Raw genomic sequence first — 20,058 nt, 5'->3', positions numbered from 1 at the left:
TATGATTGCGGGACATTGCCGCAGCGGCCCTGCATGCGCGCATCACTCGCGCGCACTGGCCGTAAAACTTCTGAAGCCGATATTGTACTTGCGAAGCGACTCATGCCTTTGTCCGACACCCGCTCACCTCTCGAAACCGACGACGACAGCGCCCCGAAGAAGCGCCGCGCCGCCCGGAGCAAGGCGGATGCGGATGTGACTCGGGAGCCCGGCGTGCCTGCTGCGGAAGGCGCGGAAGGCACGAAAAAGCCCGCCGCGAAAAAACCCACGCTCGCCAAAACCGCCGACAAGCTCGCCAAGCTGGGCCTCACGCGCGATATCGATCTGGTGCTGCATCTGCCGATGCGCTACGAGGACGAAACTTCGCTCACGCCGATCGGCGAATTGCTGCCGGGCGGCATCGCGCAGACGGAAGGCGTGGTGTACGACAACGAAATCGCGTACCGGCCGCGCCGTCAGTTGCTGGTGAAAATGCGCGACGACGCGGGTGACGAACTGATCCTGCGCTTCCTCAATTTCTACGGCTCGCAGGTCAAGCAGATGTCGATCGGCGTGCGGCTGCGCGTGCGCGGCGACGTGCGCGGCGGCTTCTTCGGGATGGAGATGGTGCATCCGGCCGTGCGCGTCGTCGATGAAGACACGCCGCTGCCACAGGCGCTCACGCCCGTTTACCCAAGCACGGCGGGCGTTTCGCAGGCGTATCTGCGCAAGGCGATCGATAACGCGCTGGCGCGCACGTCGCTGCCCGAACTGCTGCCGGAACCCGTCGAGCGGCAATATCTGAAGCCGCTCGATGTTCCGCAACTGATGGACGCTGTGCGCACGCTGCATCATCCGAATTCGCATTCGGACGAGACGGCGCTGATCGACGGCACACATCCCGCGTGGACGCGCATCAAGTTCGAGGAACTGCTCGCGCAGCAGTTGTCGCTCAAGCGCGCGCACGAGGAGCGCCGCACGCGCGCCGCGCCCGCGATGCCGCGCCGCGCCGCCACGGATGATGCGTCTCTGGTCACGCGTCTGCTGCAGACGCTGCCGTTCGCGCTGACCAACGCGCAGCAGCGCGTCTGCGCGGAAATCGCGCAGGACCTGACGCAGCCGCATCCGATGCAGCGCCTGTTGCAGGGCGACGTCGGCAGCGGCAAGACGGTCGTCGCGGCGCTGGCCGCCGCGCAGGCCATCGACGCCGGTTATCAGGCCGCGATGATGGCGCCGACCGAAATCCTCGCCGAGCAGCACGCGCGCAAACTGCGCGGCTGGCTGGAGCCGCTCGGCGTGTCGGTCGCGTGGCTCGCGGGCAGTCTGAAGACGAAGGAAAAGCGCAGCGCGATCGAAGCCGCCGCGCTCGGCACCGCGCAACTCGTGATCGGCACGCACGCGATCATTCAGGACGCGGTCGAATTCGCGCGGCTCGGCCTCGTGATCGTCGACGAACAGCATCGCTTCGGCGTCGAGCAGCGGCTAGCGCTGCGCGCGAAGGCGCACAACGCCGCCGACGGCGCGCGCGACTTCCAGCCACATCAGTTGATGATGTCGGCGACGCCGATTCCGCGCACGCTCGCGATGACTTATTACGCGGACCTCGACGTGTCGACGATCGACGAACTGCCGCCCGGCCGCACGCCGATCCTGACCAAGCTCGTCTCCGATGCGCGGCGCGAAGAAGTGATCGGCCGCGTGCGCGAGGCGGCGCTCACAGGCCGCCAGGTGTACTGGGTGTGTCCGCTGATCGAGGAAAGCGAGACGCTGCAATTGCAGACGGCCGTCGAAACGTACGAGACGCTCGTCGCCACGCTGCCGGAATTGAACGTCGGGCTCGTCCACGGACGCCTTACGCCCGTCGAGAAAGCCACCGTGATGGACGCGTTCAGCCGCAACGAAGTGCAGTTGCTGGTCGCAACGACGGTGATCGAAGTAGGCGTCGATGTGCCGAATGCGTCGCTGATGGTGATCGAGCACGCGGAGCGTTTCGGCCTTGCGCAGCTGCATCAGTTGCGCGGGCGAGTGGGGCGCGGCAGTGCGGCGTCCGTGTGCGTGCTGATGTACGCCGGACCGCTGTCGATGACAGCCCGCGCGCGGCTGCAGACCATGCGCGAAACCACCGATGGCTTCGAAATCGCCCGTCGCGACCTCGAAATTCGCGGCCCAGGCGAGTTTCTCGGCGCGCGGCAGTCGGGCGCCGCGATGCTGCGCTTCGCCGATCTGGAGAACGACGGCTGGCTAATCGAGCCAGCGCGCGAGGCGGCCGCGACGCTGCTCGCGCAATATCCGAACGTCGTCACGCAGCATCTTTTGCGCTGGCTGAACACGCGCGAACAGTATCTGAAAGCGTGATGAAGGCCGCGGGTGGAAGCGCTTGCGCGCCGCACAACGGCTGAATCCGGCTAGAAGGTTGGCGAATTGGCCCCATAGGTGTATAACAGAAACCTATCGAATCTATCGCCCTGATTGGTCCCCAATGACCCTCACCGAACTGAAATATATCGTCGCGGTTGCGCGAGAGCGCCACTTCGGCCGCGCGGCAGAAGCGTGTTTTGTGAGCCAGCCGACGTTGTCCGTCGCAATCAAGAAGCTCGAAGACGAGCTGACCGTGCAGATTTTCGAGCGCGGCACGAGCGAAGTCAGCGTCACGCCGATTGGCGAGCAGATCGTCACGCAGGCGCAACGCGTGCTCGAACAGACGCTCGCCATCAAGGAAATCGCCAAGCAGGGCAAGGACCCGCTGCTTGGGCCGCTGCGGCTGGGCGTGATCTATACGATTGGACCGTACCTGTTGCCGACGCTCGTCAAACAGATGATCAAGCGCGTCCCGCAGATGCCGCTGATGCTGCAGGAAAATTACACGCTCAAGCTGATCGAGCTGCTGAAGCAAGGCGAGATCGACGTCGCGATCATGGCGCTGCCGTTTCCGGAAACCGGCCTGATGCTGCGCCCGCTGTACGACGAGCCGTTCGTCGTCGCGCTGCCGTCGGGCCACGCGTGGGAGTCGCGCAGCAAGATCGATCCGAGCGATCTCAAGCAGGAAACCATGCTGCTGCTCGGCAGCGGCCATTGCTTCCGCGATCACGTGCTCGGCGTGTGCCCGGAACTGATGCGCTTCTCGCAGAACGCGGACGGCATCCAGAAGACCTTCGAAGGGTCGTCGCTGGAAACCATCCGGCATATGGTCGCGAGCGGCGTGGGCATTACCGTGCTGCCGCGCATGTCGGTGCACGAGGTGAAGCCGCACGCGGGCGGCGTCGATTCGGGGCTGCTCAGCTACGTGCCGTTCGACGAGCCGGTGCCGGACCGCCGCGTCGTGCTGGCCTGGCGCAAGAGTTTTACGCGGATGCCCGCCATCGACGCGATCTGCGACGCCATCGCGGCCTGCGATCTGCCGGGCGTGCGGAAGCTGGATTTGCCCGCCGCCGTCAACTAGCTAACTGCCTTTGCCGCGACGCACGGGCAGCCGATGCTGCCGCTGCGTCGCCTGCCGCCTTCTGCATGAGGCGGCGCCTATCGAATATATAAAATTAATCAAATCGCTGTTTTCGATAGTTTTAAATAAGATCTCCTCCATGGATCCCAGCGGTCCACCACTACAAACGGAGGAAATCATGCAGCCATCCACGTCGTCGCTGTTCAAGTCTGTTTCCCCATCGCCGCAGCAAGCCGCATCGAGCGGTAGCAACGCGTCCGGCTTCAGGACCATCGCGTTCTCGCTGCTCGTCGATCGCGCACTGTCCGCCTGATGGCGCGCCGCAAGTCTCGTTCCCATTCGAAGTAGCCAAAACCGAATCAGCAGGACCGCATTCCTTAGGATCACCCGGAGAATAACTATGTCTGAACGCAACCTCACCACCGCCTCGGGCGCACCCGTCGCCGACAATCAGAACTCGCTGACGGCTGGCCCGCGCGGCCCCGTCGCGCTGCAGGACGTGTGGCTGATCGAAAAGCTCGCGCACTTCGACCGCGAAGTGATTCCCGAGCGCCGCGTTCACGCGAAGGGCTCGGGCGCGTTCGGCACGTTCAAGGTGACGCACGACATCTCGCGCTATACGAAGGCGAAGGTGTTTGCGGAAGTCGGCAAGGAAACGCCGCTGTTCATGCGGTTTTCGACGGTGGCGGGCGAGCGTGGCGCCGCCGACGCCGAGCGCGACGTGCGGGGCTTCTCGATCAAGTTCTATACGGAAGAGGGCAACTGGGACGTGGTCGGTAACAACACGCCCGTGTTCTTCATCCGCGATCCGTTGAAGTTTCCGGACTTCATCCACACGCAAAAGCGCGATCCGTACACGAACATGCGCAGCGCGACGAATGCGTGGGACTTTTTTGCGCATCATCCGGAGTCGCTGCATCAGGTGACGATCGTGATGAGCGATCGCGGCATTCCGAAGAATTATCGGCAGATGCACGGCTTCGGCTCGCACACGTATTCGTTCATCAACGCGGACAACGAGCGCTTCTGGGTGAAGTTCCACTTCAAGTCGATGCAGGGTATCGAGAACTACACCGACGAAGAGGCCGCGCAAGTGGTCGCGCGCGATCGTGAAAGCGGGCAGCGCGATCTGGTCGGATCGATCGACGAGGGCAACTTCCCGAAGTGGCGTTTTCAGATTCAGGTGATGCCCGAAGCGGACGCGGCGACGTATCGCTACAACCCGTTCGATGTCACGAAGGTCTGGCCGTACAAAGACTATCCGCTGATCGACGTCGGCGTGATCGAATTGAACCGCAACGCGCAGAACTACTTCTCGGATGTCGAGCAGGCAGCATTCACGCCGGCCAACGTGGTGCCGGGCATCGGCTTCTCGCCGGACCGTCTGTTGCAAGGGCGTTTGTTCTCGTACGGCGACACGCAGCGCTATCGCCTCGGCGTGAATCACCATCTGATTCCCGTGAACGCGTCGCGCGCGCCGAATGTGCGCTCGTTCCATCGCGACGGTGGCATGCGTGTGGACGGCAACCTCGGCGGCAACGTGAACTACGAGCCGAACCGTTTCGGCGACTTCGCGCAGGACCGTAACGCGATCGAGCCGCCGCTCGCGGCAGGCAACGTCGATCACTACAACCATCGCGAGGACGACGACTACTACAGCCAGCCGGCCGCGCTGTTCCGGATCTTCGACGACGCGCAACGCGAGCGTCTGTTCGGCAACATCGCGCGGGCGATCGAAGGCGTGCCCGCCGATATCGTCGCGCGCCAGGTCGAGCACTTCCGCAAGATCGACCCGGCGTATGCCGATGGCGTGATCGCGGCAATCGAGGCGTTGGCGCAAGCGAACGCGAAGTAACGTATCAATGAGTGGACGGCGGCAAGGTGCTGTCGTCCACGCGGAGAAAGATCATGGTTCAGATGGTGATGAACGCAGTCCGTTTTCAGGCAGGCAACGCGGGTGACACCCGCAGCGTCGCGCAACAGGTGAACGGCCCCGTGCTTTTCCGGAAGCTCGTGGGTTTCGCGATCCTCGGCAGTGGCTATGTGACGATCGTCGCGAGTCTCGTGCACGCAGTTCACGGATGACGAGTCGCGCATCGCCATGCGTGGGCTGGAAGGCATGAGCAGCGCGGCGTTGGGTCTCGCGAACGGTTGTCGGTTCTACGATAAACTGGCGGGCGTTCGAGCGTTGAACAATTGCACACGCGCAGTTCCGGGCATGCAGACCGGTTCGTATCACTCTTAAAAGGAGTCATCATGGCCAAGAAAGAAGCCGTACAGCACGTCAACATTGGTATCAGCGACAAGGATCGCAAGAAAATCGCAGAAGGTCTCTCGCGTCTTCTCGCCGACACGTACACGCTATATCTGAAGACCCACAACTTCCACTGGAACGTGACGGGTCCGATGTTCAACACACTGCATCTGATGTTCGAAACGCAGTACACGGAACTGGCCTTGGCCGTCGATCTGATCGCCGAGCGCATCCGCGCGCTGGGCGTCGCGGCGCCGGGCAGCTACAAGGAATTTGCGAAGCTGTCGTCGATCGCTGAAGCGGACGGCGTGCCCGCCGCGGAAGACATGATCCGCCAGCTGGTGGAAGGCCAGGAATCCGTAGTGCGCACCGCGCGCGCGATCTTCCCGGTGACGGACGCTGCTCACGACGAGCCGACGGCCGACCTGCTGACGCAACGCATGCAGACGCACGAAAAGAACGCGTGGATGCTGCGTTCGATGCTGGCGTAATCGCTGTCACAGCGTAGCGCGGGCGCTGGTTTGAAGCGCCTGCTGCCCGCTGCAGATGTGGCAAAGAAAGCCCGGTGGGGGCGTTCCACCGGGCTTTTGCTTTGTGCCTGCGCGTTCGAAAGAGGTTGCCGCGCGCGCTGCTCTAAAATACGGGAATCGTATCTCCGCGCACCGCCATGTTCGCCCGACTCCCGCTCTATCTGCGACTTGTCCGCATGGACAAGCCGATCGGCAGCCTGCTGCTGCTGTGGCCCACTCTCAACGCGTTGTGGATTGCGTCGGATGGTCATCCGTCGCTGTCCTTGCTGGTGATCTTCGCGCTCGGCACGATACTGATGCGCTCGGCCGGCTGCGCGATCAACGACTACGCGGATCGCGACTTCGACCGCTACGTGAAGCGCACCGAAAACCGGCCGATCACGTCGGGCAAGATCAAGGCATGGGAAGCCGTGGCGCTGGCAGCGGGGCTTTCGCTTATCGCGTTTCTGTTGATCCTGCCGCTCAACGCGCTGACGAAGGAGTTGTCGGTGGCCGCGCTGTTCGTCGCCGGTACGTATCCGTTCACGAAGCGCTTTTTCGCGATTCCGCAGGCGTATCTGGGCATCGCGTTCGGCTTCGGCATTCCAATGGCGTTCGCCGCCATCCAGAATCAGGTGCCGCTGCTTGCGTGGGTGATGCTGATTGCGAACGTGTTCTGGTCGGTCGCGTACGACACCGAATACGCGATGGTCGATCGCGACGACGACATCAAGATCGGCATTCGCACGTCTGCATTGACGTTCGGCCGCTTCGACGTACTCGCGATCATGCTCTGCTACGCGGTGACGCTCGGCATCTACGTCGGCATCGGCGTTGCACTGAGCTTTGGCGTGCTGTACTGGATCGGTCTTGCCGCGGCGGCGGGCTGTGCCGTCTATCACTACACGCTGATCAAGGACCGTGAACGCATGCCGTGTTTCGCGGCGTTCCGGCATAACAACTGGCTCGGCGGCGCGCTGTTCGCCGGCATTGCCGCGCACTACGCGGCGCAGGCGTTCTAGACGCTATTCGCTAGTGTCCGGCGAGACGAAGCACGCGCATCGCTGCTTCGTCCGCCCGTGCCATTCAGGCAGGCGACATCACTGTTTGCCGAATTCCTCGCCCATTTCACGTGCGCGCGCGTCCGCCGCCAGCGCGCCGCGCACGATTGCGTCTTTCACGCCTTGCGCATCGAACGCAGCGAGTGCGGCAGCCGTCGTGCCGCCCTTCGACGTCACGCGCTCGCGCAGCACGCTTGCCGGTTCGCCCGACTGCGCAGCGAGTTGCGCCGCGCCCGTGAACGTCGCGACGGCCAGCGCACGGCCTTGCTCTTCGTCCATGCCGAGCTGACGCGCTGCTTCCTGCATCGCCTCAATGAAATAGAACACGTAGGCCGGGCCGCTGCCGGAGATCGCGGTGACGGCGTCGATCTTCGCTTCGTCGTCGAACCACACTGTCTGGCCGACCGCGCCGAGCACCTGCGAGGCCAGCTCGCGTCCCGCTGCATCGACGCCGTCCATCGCGACGAGTCCTGTCACGCCCATGCCAATCAGCGCAGGCGTGTTCGGCATGGTGCGCACGAGACGCGCGTGACCGCCGAGCCAGCGCCCGAGGTCCGCGCCGCGAATGCCCGCGACGATGCTGATGACGAGTTGCGACGCTGACAGATGCGGCGCGAGCGCTGCCGCGACGTCCTTGACGATCTGCGGCTTTACGGCGAGCACGATCGCATCGAACGATTGCAGCGACGCATCCGCCGAAGCACTCGTGGCGATGCCGAATTGCAGCTCGCTGCGTTTGCGCGCGTCTTCGTTGGGGTCGATTGCGCGGATATCCGACGGCGCAACGCCACGCTTGATCAGACCGCCGATGAGTGCAGCGGCCATGTTGCCGCCGCCGATGAAGGCAATTTTCATGATGTTCGGAAGTTCAGTGAGAGTAATCGCGGGCGCCGAAGATCGCCGTGCCAATACGCACGATGGTCGCGCCTTCGAGCACGGCTGCTTCGAGATCGCCCGACATGCCCATCGACAGCGTGTCGAGTTCGAGACCTTCCGCGCGCAGTTTTTCGAACAGTTCGCGCAACGCGCGATGCGGCACGCGTTGCTGCTCGACGTCGCCCGCCGGTTCGGGGATTGCCATCAGGCCACGCAGACGCAGCCTGGGCAGCGCGGCGATCTGGCGCGCGACGTCGGCGGCTTCGTCTGGCATCACGCCGCTCTTCGATGCCTCGCCGCTGATGTTCACCTGCAGGCAGACATTGAGCGGCGGCAGCGCATCCGGCCGCTGCTCCGACAGACGCTGCGCGATTTTCAGCCGGTCGACGGAATGCACCCAGTCGAAGTTTTCGGCGACGGGACGTGTCTTGTTCGATTGCAGAGGCCCGATGAAATGCCAGTCGAGTGATGCGCGCAGATCGGACAGCGCCTCGATTTTCGTCAGCGCTTCCTGCACGTAGTTTTCGCCGAACGCGCGCTGGCCCGCGGCATGCGCGGCGCGAACGTCTTCGGCGGGAAACGTCTTGGAGACGGCCAGCAGCGCAATGGAACGCGGATCGCGGCCCGCGACCTGCGCGGCGAGGGCGATGCGCTGATGCACTGCGTCGAGATTGTGAGCGAGAGCGGGCATGAAACGTTGAGTACCGATGCGAGGGGCGACGAATCGAATTATACGGACGCCGCCCGCGCGTCACGACCTGGCCGAACGGCCAGGTTGCGCGCAACCCGTCGTTAACCGATCCTGTCGATCACGACGCGAGCATGTGCTCGACGAGTTCGACCCAATGCACGACAGGCGTGGAGGTGCCGCTTTGCAGATGCGCAATGCAACCCACGTTCGCAGACACGATGATCTGTGGCTCCTGTGCCTTCAGCTTTTCCAGCTTCTGGTTGCGTAATGCGTACGAAAGCGCGGGCTGCGTGAGCGAATAGGTGCCGGCCGAGCCGCAACACAGATGGCTATCGGCGGGCAGCCGGACGTCGATGCCGAGCGCGTTCAGCAGGTGCTCGACCTTGCCGCGAATCTGCTGGCCATGTTGCAGCGTGCAGGGCGGGTGATATGCCACGGTGTGTATCGCGCGGCGGCGCGTGAGCGGCGTCAGCGCTTCTTCGAAATCCGGCAGGATTTCACTGATGTCGCGCGTCAGTTCAACAATGCGTTTCGCTTTTTCCGCGTAGGCAGGGTCGTTGCGCAGCAGGTGCGCGTATTCCTTGACCGTCGCGCCGCAGCCGGATGCGTTCATCACGATCGCTTCGGCGCCCTGTTCGACATGTGGCCACCACGCGTCGATGTTTTGCCGCACGTCGTCGAGCGCCTCGTCGTTGTAGCCGAGGTGCAGGCGAATCGCGCCGCAACAGCCTGCTTCCGGTGCAATCACGGTCTGAACGCCGAGCGCGTCCAGCACGCGCGCCGTCGCAATGTTGACATTCGGCATCATCGAAGGCTGCACGCAGCCGGCCAGCATCAGCATCTTGCGCGGATGCGTGGCCGTCGGCCATTCCAACTGGCGTTGCCGTTGCGGTACCTTGTCCCGCAGTTTCTTCGGCAGCAGCGGGCGGAAGTGCTGGCCAAGCCGCATCGCGGGCGTGAACAGCGTGCTGTTCGGCACGAAGCTCGCCAGCATCCGGCGCATCAGGCGCTGGCCGAACGGGCGCGGCACTTTCTCTTCGGTGAGCTTGCGGCCTATCTCGATCAGCTTGCCGTACTGCACGCCGGAAGGGCAGGTCGATTCGCAGCTGCGGCACGTGAGGCAACGGTCGAGATGCAGTTGCGTGCTGCGCGTGACGGGCGCGCCTTCCACCATCTGCTTGATCAGATAGATGCGCCCGCGCGGACCGTCGAGCTCGTCGCCAAGCAGCTGATAGGTCGGGCAGGTGGCCGTGCAAAAGCCGCAATGCACGCATTTGCGCAGGATGGCGTCGGCTTCTTCACCGTCCGGCGTGTTGCGCATGAAGTCGGCGAGATTGGTTTGCATCAGGCGCTCAGAAGTCGGAGTACAACCGGCCGCGATTGAAGATGCGGGCGGGGTCGAAGGCAGCTTTCAGGCCGCGATGGATCTTCATCAGCGGTGCGGGCAGCGGCGTGAACACGCCTGCGCCTCGGTCATAGCCGAGGCCGGTGCGGAAGATCGTCGCGTGGCCGCCCGCCTGTTTCGCGCTGATGCGCACGGTCTGCGCGTCGGCGTCGGTGATCCACCAGCGTTGCGCGCCGCCCCATTCCATCAGTTGCGCGCCGGGCAGTTGCAGCGGCTCGGTGATGGTCGGCAGCGCGAGGCGCCAGAGCGCGGACTTCGGCGCGATCGCTGCGAAGAACGGGTCGGTCTGTTCGCGCAGGCCTGCCCAGAAGCGTTCGGCTTCGACGGCATCGACCACTTCGCCGCCCAGCGACGTGCGCGCCGACTTCACGGCCGCCTCGGCACCGCCCAGCCGTACGGCGAGCGTGCCGTGTCGCCACGCGCTGCCCGTAATGGGAAGCGGGCGGCCGCCCCATTCGTTGAGCTTGCGGACGGCGTCGGTGCCGTTCATGTCGAACTTGAGCGTCGCTTCGGCCTTCGGGCGCGGCAACACCTTGACGGACAACTGGAGAATCAGCCCGAGTGTTCCTAGAGAACCCGCCATCAGCCGGGATACGTCATAACCCGCAACGTTCTTCACGACCTGCCCGCCGAACGTTAGCACCTGGCCCTGGCCGTTCATGACGACGGCGCCGAGCACGAAGTCGCGCGCCGCACCCGCAGAATGACGGCGCGGACCAGCGATGCCAGCCGCAATGCAGCCGCCAAGCGTGGCTTGCGGGCCGAAGTGAGGCGGCTCGAAAGCGAGCATCTGGTCGTGTTCAGCAAGCGCCGCTTCGATTTCGAGGAGCGGCGTGCCGGCGCGCGCCGTGATGACCAGTTCGGCCGGATCATAGGCGATGACGCCGCGATGCGTGCGCGTGTCGAGGACCTCACCCTGCAATGACTGGCCGTACCAGTCCTTCGTGCCTCCGCCACGGATGCGGATCGGCTGCTGCGCGGCCGTGGCAGCGCGAACCCGTTCCGACCACGCGGCGACGATGTCGTCCTCTTTCATCCAGCTGCGCGAGAAACCCCGTCGTTCACGGCGGGGAGGGATAGCGCGGACAGCGAAGCTGTCCCATCACTCGCATCTCCTTTGAGAAGAGCTATCCTTGAATATCCGTAGCCGTCGCTACGTTGAATGAGCCGGCAGTGACGATGTGCAATGCCTTGCACCACGTTGCCGGCAACCTGAATGTTGAAACTGCCTGTCGCACGTACGGCGACACGGCCTGTGTGGCGTCCCGCCTTTTTGCCCGTGGGCACCTCTGCGCGCACCAGATCGCCAGTCTGGAACCCGTGCACGCGGCGGGAACGGGTCAGATACCCGCGCGGGAACCCGTACCGGTCAAGTCGTGTGCGCTGGTAACTGCCCCGGCCGGTGCACTTCACCGCAAGCGTCGGCTTGTACCAGACGCTCACACTCGCCACCTTACCGACGCACACCGCATCCAGCGCGTGGGTCTTCGGCAGGCCGAGTTGCTTGCGGTTGAATTGCGTACAGCCACCCGATGCCAGTTCGACCGGCAAGCCAGTCGCCCTGAGCGCATTGGCCAACGCCCAGCGTGTCGCATTGACCGCCGCCGCATCCTTCAGGGGCCGCTTCGCCTGCGCGAGAATGACCGCCAGCCGCTTCGGGTCGCGCGCCAGAAACGCCTCTATCGGGCGCGCAGCCTTCTTCGCGTTGCAGCACGCACAGGCCAGCGTCAGATTGGAGATACGGTTGGTGCCGCCGCTCGCGCGGGCGAGAATGTGTTCAATCTGCAGCGGGACGTGCTCCTGGTCGCAGTAAGCACACCTGCGGCCCCACTTCGCCAGCAGGTATTCACGGACCTCGTAACCTGCCAGTGTGCCCTGCTGATATTCAACGCTCGCAATCTCCGGGTTCTCGAGGGCCTGCATATCGAAGCGCACGAGCTCACTGGAGAGCGCTGCGACGGGTGTCCAGTCCATCACTCGATTGACCCACGCCATCGTTGTCGCGACCCGATGCTCGAGGGATGGCGCCAGCCATCCTGCCGGCCGGGTGCGGTTCAGAAAGCGGGGCGCGCGATACCGCAGGTTGCCGCGGCGCCGGCGGCGCATGGCCCGACGTGCGCTCAGGGCTTCACTGATTTGCCGGCCCCGATGGACCAGTTCGAACAGGTTGAGCACAGCGGCGCCACGCTGGATTTCTCCGCTGGTGGCGTCGACGAGCTGCGTGTCGCGCACCAGTGCCAGCCCGGTGGTCCGGCTGCCGGGGTCGACTTTGATACGCAGGGGTTGAAACCTGCTGGCGTGCGCCCGCCGGTCAACGAGCCGGATGATGAACGGCACGACCCGATGAACGCGCGCACGGCCGCGCGCGAGCAACAGCCTCGCACGCTTCTCGCTGCACGGCATCAACGCCTTTCCAGAGCGGTCCAGAACGCATACCGCCAAACCAAGCTCCTTGTTATGCCGCCGGAAAACGTCCGGCGCGTTGCCCTTACGGGCCTGGTGACGGGCGCCTTGCGGCGCCGCTCCCCTCGACCATGTTGTGCAGCAGAGGGTGAGGGTGAGTTCACCGGTCGCAGCCCGTTTCGTACCTACCCGGGGCTTGTCTGCTGCTGCGACTTCCAGAGCGCCAGACTGAGTGAAGCATCTGGCGGTGGGTCTGCTGTCTTCTGCACAACGTAGCGCCGTCCAGCGCTGGGTCTGGTCAATCCCAGACTTGCAGGATGCTTCCCCGCAAGCCTCGGCCTATCAGGCCGGGGTGATTGACGGTGCGTTGCTTCGTTGTAGTGCTTTCGATTGTACCGAGGCAAGCCGCGCTCGCAACCCGGTTCGGACCCGTATAAAACGTACTGCTGCGCTTATGCGTTATGTTGGTTCAAAGGCGTGCATGGTCCGGCAGCGCAAGAAGGTGCTCAAAAACGGGTACTCAAAAACGAGGTATATCGGGATGAGGCAGCAGCCCTCCGCGCACGTGCATCTTGCCGTACTCGGCGCAGCGGGCGCGCGTCGGGATGCCCTTGTCGGGATTGAGCAGGCAGGCGGGATCGAAGGCGCGCTTGACCGCGTGGAACGCATCGCGTTCTTCCGGCGAAAACTGCACGCACATCGAATTGATTTTCTCGATGCCCACGCCATGTTCGCCCGTCACCGTTCCACCCAGCTCGACGCACGTTTCGAGAATGTCGCAGCCGAATGCCTCGGCGCGGTGCCACTCGTCGAGATCGTTGCCGTTGAACAGGATCAGCGGATGCATGTTGCCGTCGCCCGCATGGAACACGTTGATGCATCGCAGGTTGTACTTCTTTTCCATCTCTTCGATGCGCGCGAGCAGCGGCCCGATGCTGCGGCGCGGCACGGTGCCGTCCATACAGTAGTAGTCGGGCGAAATACGGCCGGCGGCCGGGAACGCATTCTTGCGGCCCGACCAGAAGCGCAGCCGTTCGGCCTCCGTGCGCGAAATCTGGATGCGCGTGGCGCCATGCTCGCGCAACACGGCCGTCATCCGGACGATTTCTTCGCTCACTTCCTCGGGCGTGCCGTCCGACTCGCACAGCAGGATGGCCGCCGCGTCGAGGTCGTAGCCCGCTTGCACGAATTCCTCGACGGCGCGCGTGGCTGGCTTGTCCATCATTTCCAGGCCGGCGGGGATGATGCCCGCGGCGATGATGCCCGCGACGGCGTCGCCGCCTTTCACGACGTCGTCGAAACTCGCCATGATGACCTGCGCGGCCTGTGGCTTGGGAATCAGCTTGACTGTGACTTCCGTGACGATCGCAAACATGCCTTCGCTGCCGATCACGACAGCCAGCAGGTCGAGGCCCGGCGCGTCCGGACTGAGCGAGCCGAACTCGACGATCTCGCCTTCCATCGTGACCGCGCGCACGCGCATCACGTTATGGACGGTCAATCCGTATTTCAGGCAGTGCACGCCGCCGGAATTTTCCGCGACGTTGCCGCCGATCGTGCAGGCGATCTGCGACGAAGGGTCGGGCGCATAGTAGAGACCATAAGGCGCGGCCGCCTCCGAGATCGACAGGTTGCGCACGCCCGGCTGCACGGTCGCCGTGCGCGCATACGGGTCGACCTCGATGATCTTGCGAAAGCGCGCGAGCGACACGACGACACCATGCCGGATCGGCATCGCGCCGCCCGACAGGCTCGTGCCCGCGCCGCGCGGCACGATCGGCACGTTCAACCGGTGGCAAATCTGCACGATGCGCTGCACCTGCGATTCCGTCTCGGGCAACGCGACGGCCAGCGGCAAGCGCCGATATGCGGCCAGACCATCGCACTCGTACGCGACAGTGTCTTCCTCGCGATACAAAAGGCAATGCGTTGGCAGCACGGCCATCAACGCTTGCACGACTTCGCGCTGACGTTGCGCAAGCATCTCGGGCGACAGATCGGGGGACAGCTCGCCGGGTGCGTTCATGGAATGTCTCCTCCATCGACGGCCGCGCGCGCGTCGTTGCGCTGCGCAGCCAGCTCTACGATTACGCCCGGCCTAGGCCCACGTAAAGATCTTGCCCGGATTCATCAGATTGCGCGGATCGAGCGAATGCTTGATCGAGCGCATCACGTCGACGGCAACGGGGCCGTGTTCTTCGACCAGAAAGCCCATCTTGTGCAGGCCCACGCCATGTTCGCCCGTGCAGGTGCCGTCCATGCGCAGCGCGCGCTGCACGATGCGATGATTCAGGCGCTCCGCTTCCTCCAGTTCTTCCGGCTTGTTCGGGTCGATCAGCATGGCGACGTGGAAGTTGCCGTCGCCGACGTGCCCGACAATCGGGCAGGGCAGCGGCGAGGCTTTCAGGTCTTCTTCCGTTTCGACCACGCATTCGGCGAGCCGCGAGATGGGCACGCAAACGTCGGTGGTGACGGCGCGGCTGCCGGGCTTGAGTTGCAGCATCGCAAAGTACGCGTTGTGACGCGCGTTCCACAGACGGCTGCGGTCTTCCGGACGCGTTGCCCACTCGAAGCCTTCGCCGCTGTTCTGCGCGGCGATTTCCTGCACCAGCCCGGCTTGCTCCTTCACGCCGGCTTCCGTGCCGTGAAACTCGAAGAACAGCGTGGGCGCTTCGCGCAGCGTCAGGTTCGAATGACGGTTGATCGATCGGACGGCGAGCGAGTCGACGAACTCGACACGCGCAATCGGCACGCCGATCTGGATGGTTTCGATCACCGCGCGCACGGCATCGCCCATCGAAGGGAATGTACAGACGGCCGCCGATACCGCTTCGGGTTGCGGGTACAGGCGCACGGTGATTTCGGTGATGACGCCGAGCGTGCCTTCCGAGCCGACAAAGAGGCGCGTGAGGTCGTAGCCCGCCGCCGACTTGCGCGCGCGCGTACCCGTCTGGGTCACGCGGCCATCCGCGAGCACGACGGTCAGGCCGAGTACGTTTTCGCGCATCGTGCCGTAGCGCACGGCGTTCGTGCCCGACGCGCGCGTCGCCGACATCCCGCCGATGCTCGCGTCGGCGCCGGGGTCGATGGGGAAGAACAGACCTGTGTCCCGCAACGCTTCGTTCAACTGTTTGCGCGAAATGCCGGGCTCGACGGTGACGGTCAGATCTTCCGCGTTGATCGACAGCACGCGGTTCATTCCCGAAAGGTCGATGGACACCCCACCTTGCACGGCGAGCAGATGGCCTTCGAGCGAAGACCCGTTGCCGTACGGAATGATGGGCACGTCGTATTGACCGCACAGCTTGACGATGCTCTGTACGTCTTCGGTGCTGTGCGCGAAGACGACGGCGTCGGGCAATTGCGGATCGAATGGTGACTCGTCGCGGCCGTGATGGGCTCGGACGGCTTCGGACGTGGATACGCGTTCGCCGAATGCTGACTTGAGCGCAGTGAGAAGTTCAGGAGGAAAGGGGCGGCGCACGGGGGCGGGCGGCACGGGATGGTTCACCTGCGTCTCCTGTTGGCGAATATTCTGATCGTTGATGCCCATTTTACGCCCATCGACCGCTGGCGCGGCGCCATGCTTGCAGACGGATGGAGCGCGCGCCGGGCTCGGTATACCCTCGGTATCCCTATAATGGGTCGAACTGAACGGCACGCTGCGATATATCCGGACGGATGCATCGCGGAACATTATGAGGACACGGACATCATGGGCAACCGCTTGAGCAAGATCGCGACGCGCACGGGCGACGACGGCACCACAGGTCTCGGCGACGGCAAGCGTGTGCGCAAGGACGACGCGCGCATTGCCGCAATCGGCGACGTCGATGAACTGAACTCGAACATCGGCGTGCTGCTGTGCGAAACCTTGCCCGACGATGTCCGCGCCGCGCTCACGTCGATCCAGCACGATCTGTTCGATCTCGGCGGCGAACTATGCATCCCGGGCCATTCGATGATTGCCGATACCCATCTCGCGCAACTCGACGCGTGGCTTGCCGAATACAACGCGACGCTGCCGCCGCTCAAGGAATTCATTCTGCCGGCCGGCACGCGCGCCGCTTCGCTTGCGCATGTGTGCCGCACCGTTTGCCGGCGCGCGGAACGTGCGATCGTCGCGCTCGGCGCTGTCGAGACGATCAACGATGCGCCGCGCCGGTATGTGAACCGGCTGTCCGATCTGCTGTTTGTGCTGGCACGCGTGCTGAACCGGGTGGACGGCGGCGCCGACGTGCTATGGCGGCACGACCGCGGCGCGAACAGACCGGACACGCAGCGCGGCGAATAGGTGCGACATGCAAGGACGCTCAGCCGACCGCGAGCGTCACAGGCTTACCGATACGGCTCATCATTTCGACGAGGGTATCGATCGTGAATTCGATTCGGCCGAATGGCCAAAAAAAGCCCGGCTGCATGAGCCGGGCGCGACATGTGTATGAGAGAACCGCGGCGTTCAGTTGCCGCTGCCGCGCGCAATGCGGCGCTGCTTGACGGCATCGGCGAGACCTTCCAGCACGCCGATGCTGTCGTCCCAGCCGATGCAGGCGTCCGTGACGCTCTGGCCGTAGGTCAACTCGCAGCCTTCCTGCAGGTCCTGACGGCCCGCGACGAGATGCGATTCGACCATCACACCGACGATGCGCTCGTCGCCCGCGGCGATCTGGCGGCCGATATCCGCGCACACGGGAATCTGGTTCTCGTGCTTCTTCGAGCTGTTTGCGTGGCTCGCGTCGATCATCAGGCGCGCTGCAAGGCCGGCCTTGCCGATGTCGCTGCACGCGGCGTTCACGCTGTCGGCGTCGTAGTTCGTCGTCTTGCCGCCGCGCAGGATGATGTGGCAGTCCTCATTGCCTGCCGTCGAGACGATCGCCGAGTGGCCACCCTTGGTCACCGACAGGAAATGGTGCGGCTGCGATGCCGCCTTGATCGCGTCGACGGCGATCTTCACGTTGCCGTCGGTGCCGTTCTTGAAGCCGACGGGGCATGACAGGCCCGACGCGAGTTCACGATGCACCTGGGACTCCGTCGTGCGCGCGCCGATCGCGCCCCACGAGATCAGATCGGCGATGTACTGCGGGCTGATCATGTCGAGGTATTCGGTGCCGGCGGGCAGACCCAGTTCGTTGATCTTCACCAGCAATTCGCGCGCGGCGCGCAGGCCGTCGTTGATCTTGAAACTGTTGTCCATGTACGGGTCGTTGATGAGGCCCTTCCAGCCCACCGTCGTGCGCGGCTTTTCGAAGTACACGCGCATGACGACTTCCAGTTCGCCAGCGAAGCGCTTGCGCTGCTCGATCAGGCGGCCGGCGTATTCCATCGCGGCCTTCGGGTCGTGAATCGAGCACGGCCCGATGATGACGATCAGGCGGTCGTCCATGCCGTGCAGGATCCGATGCATCGACTGGCGCGCATTGAAGATCAGGTCCGACACCTTTTCGTCGCACGGGAATTCGCGGATCAGGTGCGCGGGCGGCGTCAGTTCTTTCAATTCGCGGATGCGGACATCGTCGGTATTGTGCGGGGGCATGGGTTTCTCCTCGATTCGTTTAGTAGCGCGGTTCGAGCGGTCTGCTATCTGACGACGGCGCCGCGGCGAACAGGTCAACAGGCTAAAAAGGTCACAGTCAAAGTTGTTAGGGACGAAAAAAAAACCGCCAGACTCGCTGGCGGTTTTTTCGGGAATTTCAGGTGCTTATGTACGTTCACACCCCTCTCGATCCGCCAGCGGTCTGAGATGCCCAAAAGAAATAAAAATAAAACTTGGCGGACATGGCGAAAAAGGGATGGCTCGTCAAAAAGGTTGATTTGCTTTATAACCCGAGGTTTGCTCGGCTGGCAAGCTGCAGCCACCAAAAATGCGGAAATCCCGCACGTTTTGCACCTGAGATGCGCTAAACGTGCGAGACGCCAGGAATTACACCGTTCCGCCGACCGTCATCTTGTCGATGCGCAGCGTGGGCTGACCGACGCCGACGGGCACGCTCTGGCCTTCCTTGCCGCACACGCCGACGCCCGTATCCAGCGACATGTCGTTACCGATCATGCTCACATACTTGAGCGACTCCGGGCCGCTGCCGATCAGCGTCGCGCCCTTGACGGGATACGTGATCTTGCCGTTTTCGATCATGTACGCCTCGGATGCCGAAAACACGAACTTGCCGTTCGTGATGTCGACCTGCCCGCCGCCGAAGTTCACCGCATACAGCCCATTCTTCACGGACGCGATGATTTCCTGCGGATCCTTGTCGCCGTTGAGCATGTACGTGTTGGTCATGCGCGGCATCGGCAGGGCGGCATACGATTCGCGGCGCGCGTTGCCCGTCACGGGCATTTTCATCAGGCGCGCATTCAGCGTGTCCTGGATGTAGCCCTTCAGGATGCCGTCTTCGATCAGCGTCGTGCACTGCGTCGGGTTGCCTTCGTCGTCGATGTTGAGCGAGCCGCGGCGGTTCGGCAGCGTGCCGTCGTCGACCACTGTCACGCCCTTCGCCGCGACCTGCTCACCGATGCGCCCGGCGAACGCCGACGAGCCCTTGCGGTTGAAGTCGCCTTCCAGACCGTGGCCGATCGCTTCGTGCAGCAGCACGCCGGGCCAGCCCGGTCCGAGCACGACCGTCATCGCGCCGGCAGGGGCCGGACGCGCGTCGAGGTTCACCAAAGCCGCGTGCACAGCGTCGTCGACGTACTTCGACAGAAGCTCGTCCGTGAAATAGCCGTAGTCGTAACGTCCGCCGCCGCCGCCGCTGCCGATTTCGCGGCGGCCGTTCTGCTCGGCGATCACCGTCACCGACACGCGCACGAGCGGGCGGATGTCCGCGGCCAGCGCGCCGTCGCTGCGCGCGACCAGCACGACGTCGTATTCACCCGCGAGGCCCGCCATCACCTGCGTGATGCGCGGATCGCGGCCGCGCGCCATCTGTTCGATGCGCTCGAGCAGCTTGACCTTCGCGGTGGCGTCGAGCGAATGCAGCGGATCGGACGGCAGATACAGATCGCGCCCGGACACGCCCGTCAGCGTCGATGCCGCCTTGATCTTCTGCTTGCCGCCGCCCGCTTTCGCGATCGCGCGCGTGGCGATCGCGGCCTGGCGGATCGCTTCGGGCGACAGGTCGTCCGAATACGCGAACGCCGTGCGATCGCCCGACACGGCGCGTACGCCGACGCCCTGGTCGATGCTGAAGCTGCCCGATTTGACGATGCCTTCCTCGAGGCTCCACGCTTCGCTGCGCGTGGCCTGGAAATAGAGGTCCGCGTAGTCGACGCGATGCGTGAAAATTTCGGCGAGCGTGCGGGTCAGCACGCCTTCGTCAAGGCCGTACGGCGTGAGGAGTACGTCTTTGGCCGTCGCGAGATTACGGATGCTGGGTTCGATGATGTTCATGCGAAGTTCGCTCGATTCAGGGTATTCGGTGGGTGCACGCCAGTCAGATGGGTG

At 64.0% G+C, this 20,058-nt stretch carries 17 protein-coding genes; 8 read left to right on the top strand and 9 right to left on the bottom strand.

Translation table 11 applies throughout. The features are described 5' to 3' along the window. Nucleotides 1–102 precede the first annotated feature (102 nt). From recG to ubiA, 7 genes are all read left to right on the top strand, one after another. Nucleotides 103–2,334: an ATP-dependent DNA helicase RecG gene (gene recG, locus C2L64_RS15130; protein ID WP_090837027.1), complete on the top strand. Its 2,232-nt coding sequence runs from the start codon at nt 103–105 to the stop codon at nt 2,332–2,334. A gap of 124 nt (nt 2,335–2,458) precedes the next feature. Next, the gene (locus C2L64_RS15125) at nt 2,459–3,418 is read left to right on the top strand and encodes a LysR substrate-binding domain-containing protein (RefSeq protein ID WP_007578631.1); all 960 of its coding nucleotides are present in this window, start codon (nt 2,459–2,461) and stop codon (nt 3,416–3,418) included. 178 nt (nt 3,419–3,596) lie between these two features. Further along, nucleotides 3,597–3,731 carry a hypothetical protein gene (locus tag C2L64_RS55865; RefSeq protein WP_007740270.1) on the top strand — a complete coding sequence of 45 codons (135 nt, stop codon included), beginning with the start codon at nt 3,597–3,599 and terminating at the stop codon, nt 3,729–3,731. Nucleotides 3,732–3,818: 87 nt separating this feature from the next. After that, a complete protein-coding gene (locus C2L64_RS15115; RefSeq protein WP_090837009.1) occupies nt 3,819–5,273 on the top strand; it encodes a catalase in 1,455 nt (484 codons plus the stop codon). Between the two features lie 53 nt (nt 5,274–5,326). Then, nucleotides 5,327–5,503 (top strand): hypothetical protein, encoded by a 177-nt coding sequence (locus C2L64_RS15110; RefSeq protein ID WP_158660523.1) that lies wholly within the window; start codon nt 5,327–5,329, stop codon nt 5,501–5,503. A gap of 171 nt (nt 5,504–5,674) precedes the next feature. Continuing rightward, nucleotides 5,675–6,163 carry a Dps family protein gene (locus C2L64_RS15105; RefSeq protein ID WP_007578627.1) on the top strand — a complete coding sequence of 163 codons (489 nt, stop codon included), beginning with the start codon at nt 5,675–5,677 and terminating at the stop codon, nt 6,161–6,163. A 176-nt stretch (nt 6,164–6,339) separates the two neighbouring features. Beyond that, nucleotides 6,340–7,203 carry a 4-hydroxybenzoate octaprenyltransferase gene (ubiA, locus tag C2L64_RS15100; RefSeq protein WP_007578625.1) on the top strand — a complete coding sequence of 288 codons (864 nt, stop codon included), beginning with the start codon at nt 6,340–6,342 and terminating at the stop codon, nt 7,201–7,203. A gap of 78 nt (nt 7,204–7,281) precedes the next feature. Here the strand turns inward: ubiA and proC are convergent, their stop codons facing one another. The 7 genes from proC to C2L64_RS15065 all read right to left on the bottom strand — a co-directional run bounded on the left by proC (nt 7,282) and on the right by C2L64_RS15065 (nt 16,128). Then, nucleotides 7,282–8,097 carry a pyrroline-5-carboxylate reductase gene (gene proC, locus C2L64_RS15095; RefSeq protein ID WP_007740277.1) on the bottom strand — a complete coding sequence of 272 codons (816 nt, stop codon included), beginning with the start codon at nt 8,095–8,097 and terminating at the stop codon, nt 7,282–7,284. 13 nt (nt 8,098–8,110) lie between these two features. After that, the gene (locus tag C2L64_RS15090) at nt 8,111–8,809 is read right to left on the bottom strand and encodes a YggS family pyridoxal phosphate-dependent enzyme (protein ID WP_007578621.1); all 699 of its coding nucleotides are present in this window, start codon (nt 8,807–8,809) and stop codon (nt 8,111–8,113) included. A 118-nt stretch (nt 8,810–8,927) separates the two neighbouring features. Then, the gene (gene glcF / locus C2L64_RS15085) at nt 8,928–10,154 is read right to left on the bottom strand and encodes a glycolate oxidase subunit GlcF (RefSeq protein ID WP_007578619.1); all 1,227 of its coding nucleotides are present in this window, start codon (nt 10,152–10,154) and stop codon (nt 8,928–8,930) included. A gap of 7 nt (nt 10,155–10,161) precedes the next feature. Then, the gene (gene glcE, locus C2L64_RS15080; RefSeq protein ID WP_007578617.1) at nt 10,162–11,250 is read right to left on the bottom strand and encodes a glycolate oxidase subunit GlcE; all 1,089 of its coding nucleotides are present in this window, start codon (nt 11,248–11,250) and stop codon (nt 10,162–10,164) included. After that, nucleotides 11,247–12,656, bottom strand: coding sequence for an RNA-guided endonuclease IscB (iscB, locus tag C2L64_RS15075; RefSeq protein WP_079498896.1), 1,410 nt, complete (start codon nt 12,654–12,656; stop codon nt 11,247–11,249). The genes glcE and iscB overlap by 4 nt, the downstream gene beginning before the upstream one ends. A gap of 481 nt (nt 12,657–13,137) precedes the next feature. Further along, nucleotides 13,138–14,643, bottom strand: a complete 1,506-nt coding sequence (locus tag C2L64_RS15070; protein ID WP_007578613.1) for an FAD-linked oxidase C-terminal domain-containing protein — start codon at nt 14,641–14,643, stop codon at nt 13,138–13,140. 72 nt (nt 14,644–14,715) lie between these two features. Beyond that, on the bottom strand, nt 14,716–16,128 hold the full coding sequence (locus C2L64_RS15065; protein ID WP_007578611.1) for an FAD-linked oxidase C-terminal domain-containing protein: 1,413 nt from the start codon (nt 16,126–16,128) through the stop codon (nt 14,716–14,718). 204 nt (nt 16,129–16,332) lie between these two features. Here C2L64_RS15065 and C2L64_RS15060 point away from each other — a divergent pair, with 204 nt between their 5' ends. Next, a complete protein-coding gene (locus C2L64_RS15060) occupies nt 16,333–16,911 on the top strand; it encodes a cob(I)yrinic acid a,c-diamide adenosyltransferase (protein ID WP_007578609.1) in 579 nt (192 codons plus the stop codon). A gap of 165 nt (nt 16,912–17,076) precedes the next feature. Here the strand turns inward: C2L64_RS15060 and aroG are convergent, their stop codons facing one another. Further along, the gene (aroG, locus tag C2L64_RS15050; RefSeq protein WP_007578607.1) at nt 17,077–18,150 is read right to left on the bottom strand and encodes a 3-deoxy-7-phosphoheptulonate synthase AroG; all 1,074 of its coding nucleotides are present in this window, start codon (nt 18,148–18,150) and stop codon (nt 17,077–17,079) included. A 387-nt stretch (nt 18,151–18,537) separates the two neighbouring features. Beyond that, nucleotides 18,538–20,004 (bottom strand): metalloprotease TldD, encoded by a 1,467-nt coding sequence (gene tldD / locus C2L64_RS15045; RefSeq protein ID WP_007578605.1) that lies wholly within the window; start codon nt 20,002–20,004, stop codon nt 18,538–18,540. Between the last annotated feature and the right edge of the window lie 54 nt (nt 20,005–20,058).

Origin of the sequence: Paraburkholderia hospita (assembly GCF_002902965.1) — a bacterium.
Lineage (GTDB): Bacteria > Pseudomonadota > Gammaproteobacteria > Burkholderiales > Burkholderiaceae > Paraburkholderia > Paraburkholderia hospita.
This window is presented reverse-complemented; position numbering and strand designations above follow the sequence as displayed.

Bases quoted from the DNA above. Each gene is read 5' to 3' on its own strand.
- recG (WP_090837027.1), top strand. From the start codon at position 103: ATGCCTTTGTCCGACACCCGCTCACCTCTCGAAACCGACGACGACAGC.
- C2L64_RS15125 (WP_007578631.1), top strand. From the start codon at position 2,459: ATGACCCTCACCGAACTGAAATATATCGTCGCGGTTGCGCGAGAGCGC.
- C2L64_RS55865 (WP_007740270.1), top strand. From the start codon at position 3,597: ATGCAGCCATCCACGTCGTCGCTGTTCAAGTCTGTTTCCCCATCGCCG.
- C2L64_RS15115 (WP_090837009.1), top strand. From the start codon at position 3,819: ATGTCTGAACGCAACCTCACCACCGCCTCGGGCGCACCCGTCGCCGAC.
- C2L64_RS15110 (WP_158660523.1), top strand. From the start codon at position 5,327: ATGGTTCAGATGGTGATGAACGCAGTCCGTTTTCAGGCAGGCAACGCG.
- C2L64_RS15105 (WP_007578627.1), top strand. From the start codon at position 5,675: ATGGCCAAGAAAGAAGCCGTACAGCACGTCAACATTGGTATCAGCGAC.
- ubiA (WP_007578625.1), top strand. From the start codon at position 6,340: ATGTTCGCCCGACTCCCGCTCTATCTGCGACTTGTCCGCATGGACAAG.
- proC (WP_007740277.1), bottom strand. From the start codon at position 8,097: ATGAAAATTGCCTTCATCGGCGGCGGCAACATGGCCGCTGCACTCATC.
- C2L64_RS15090 (WP_007578621.1), bottom strand. From the start codon at position 8,809: ATGCCCGCTCTCGCTCACAATCTCGACGCAGTGCATCAGCGCATCGCC.
- glcF (WP_007578619.1), bottom strand. From the start codon at position 10,154: ATGCAAACCAATCTCGCCGACTTCATGCGCAACACGCCGGACGGTGAA.
- glcE (WP_007578617.1), bottom strand. From the start codon at position 11,250: ATGAAAGAGGACGACATCGTCGCCGCGTGGTCGGAACGGGTTCGCGCT.
- C2L64_RS15070 (WP_007578613.1), bottom strand. From the start codon at position 14,643: ATGAACGCACCCGGCGAGCTGTCCCCCGATCTGTCGCCCGAGATGCTT.
- C2L64_RS15060 (WP_007578609.1), top strand. From the start codon at position 16,333: ATGGGCAACCGCTTGAGCAAGATCGCGACGCGCACGGGCGACGACGGC.
- aroG (WP_007578607.1), bottom strand. From the start codon at position 18,150: ATGCCCCCGCACAATACCGACGATGTCCGCATCCGCGAATTGAAAGAA.
- tldD (WP_007578605.1), bottom strand. From the start codon at position 20,004: ATGAACATCATCGAACCCAGCATCCGTAATCTCGCGACGGCCAAAGAC.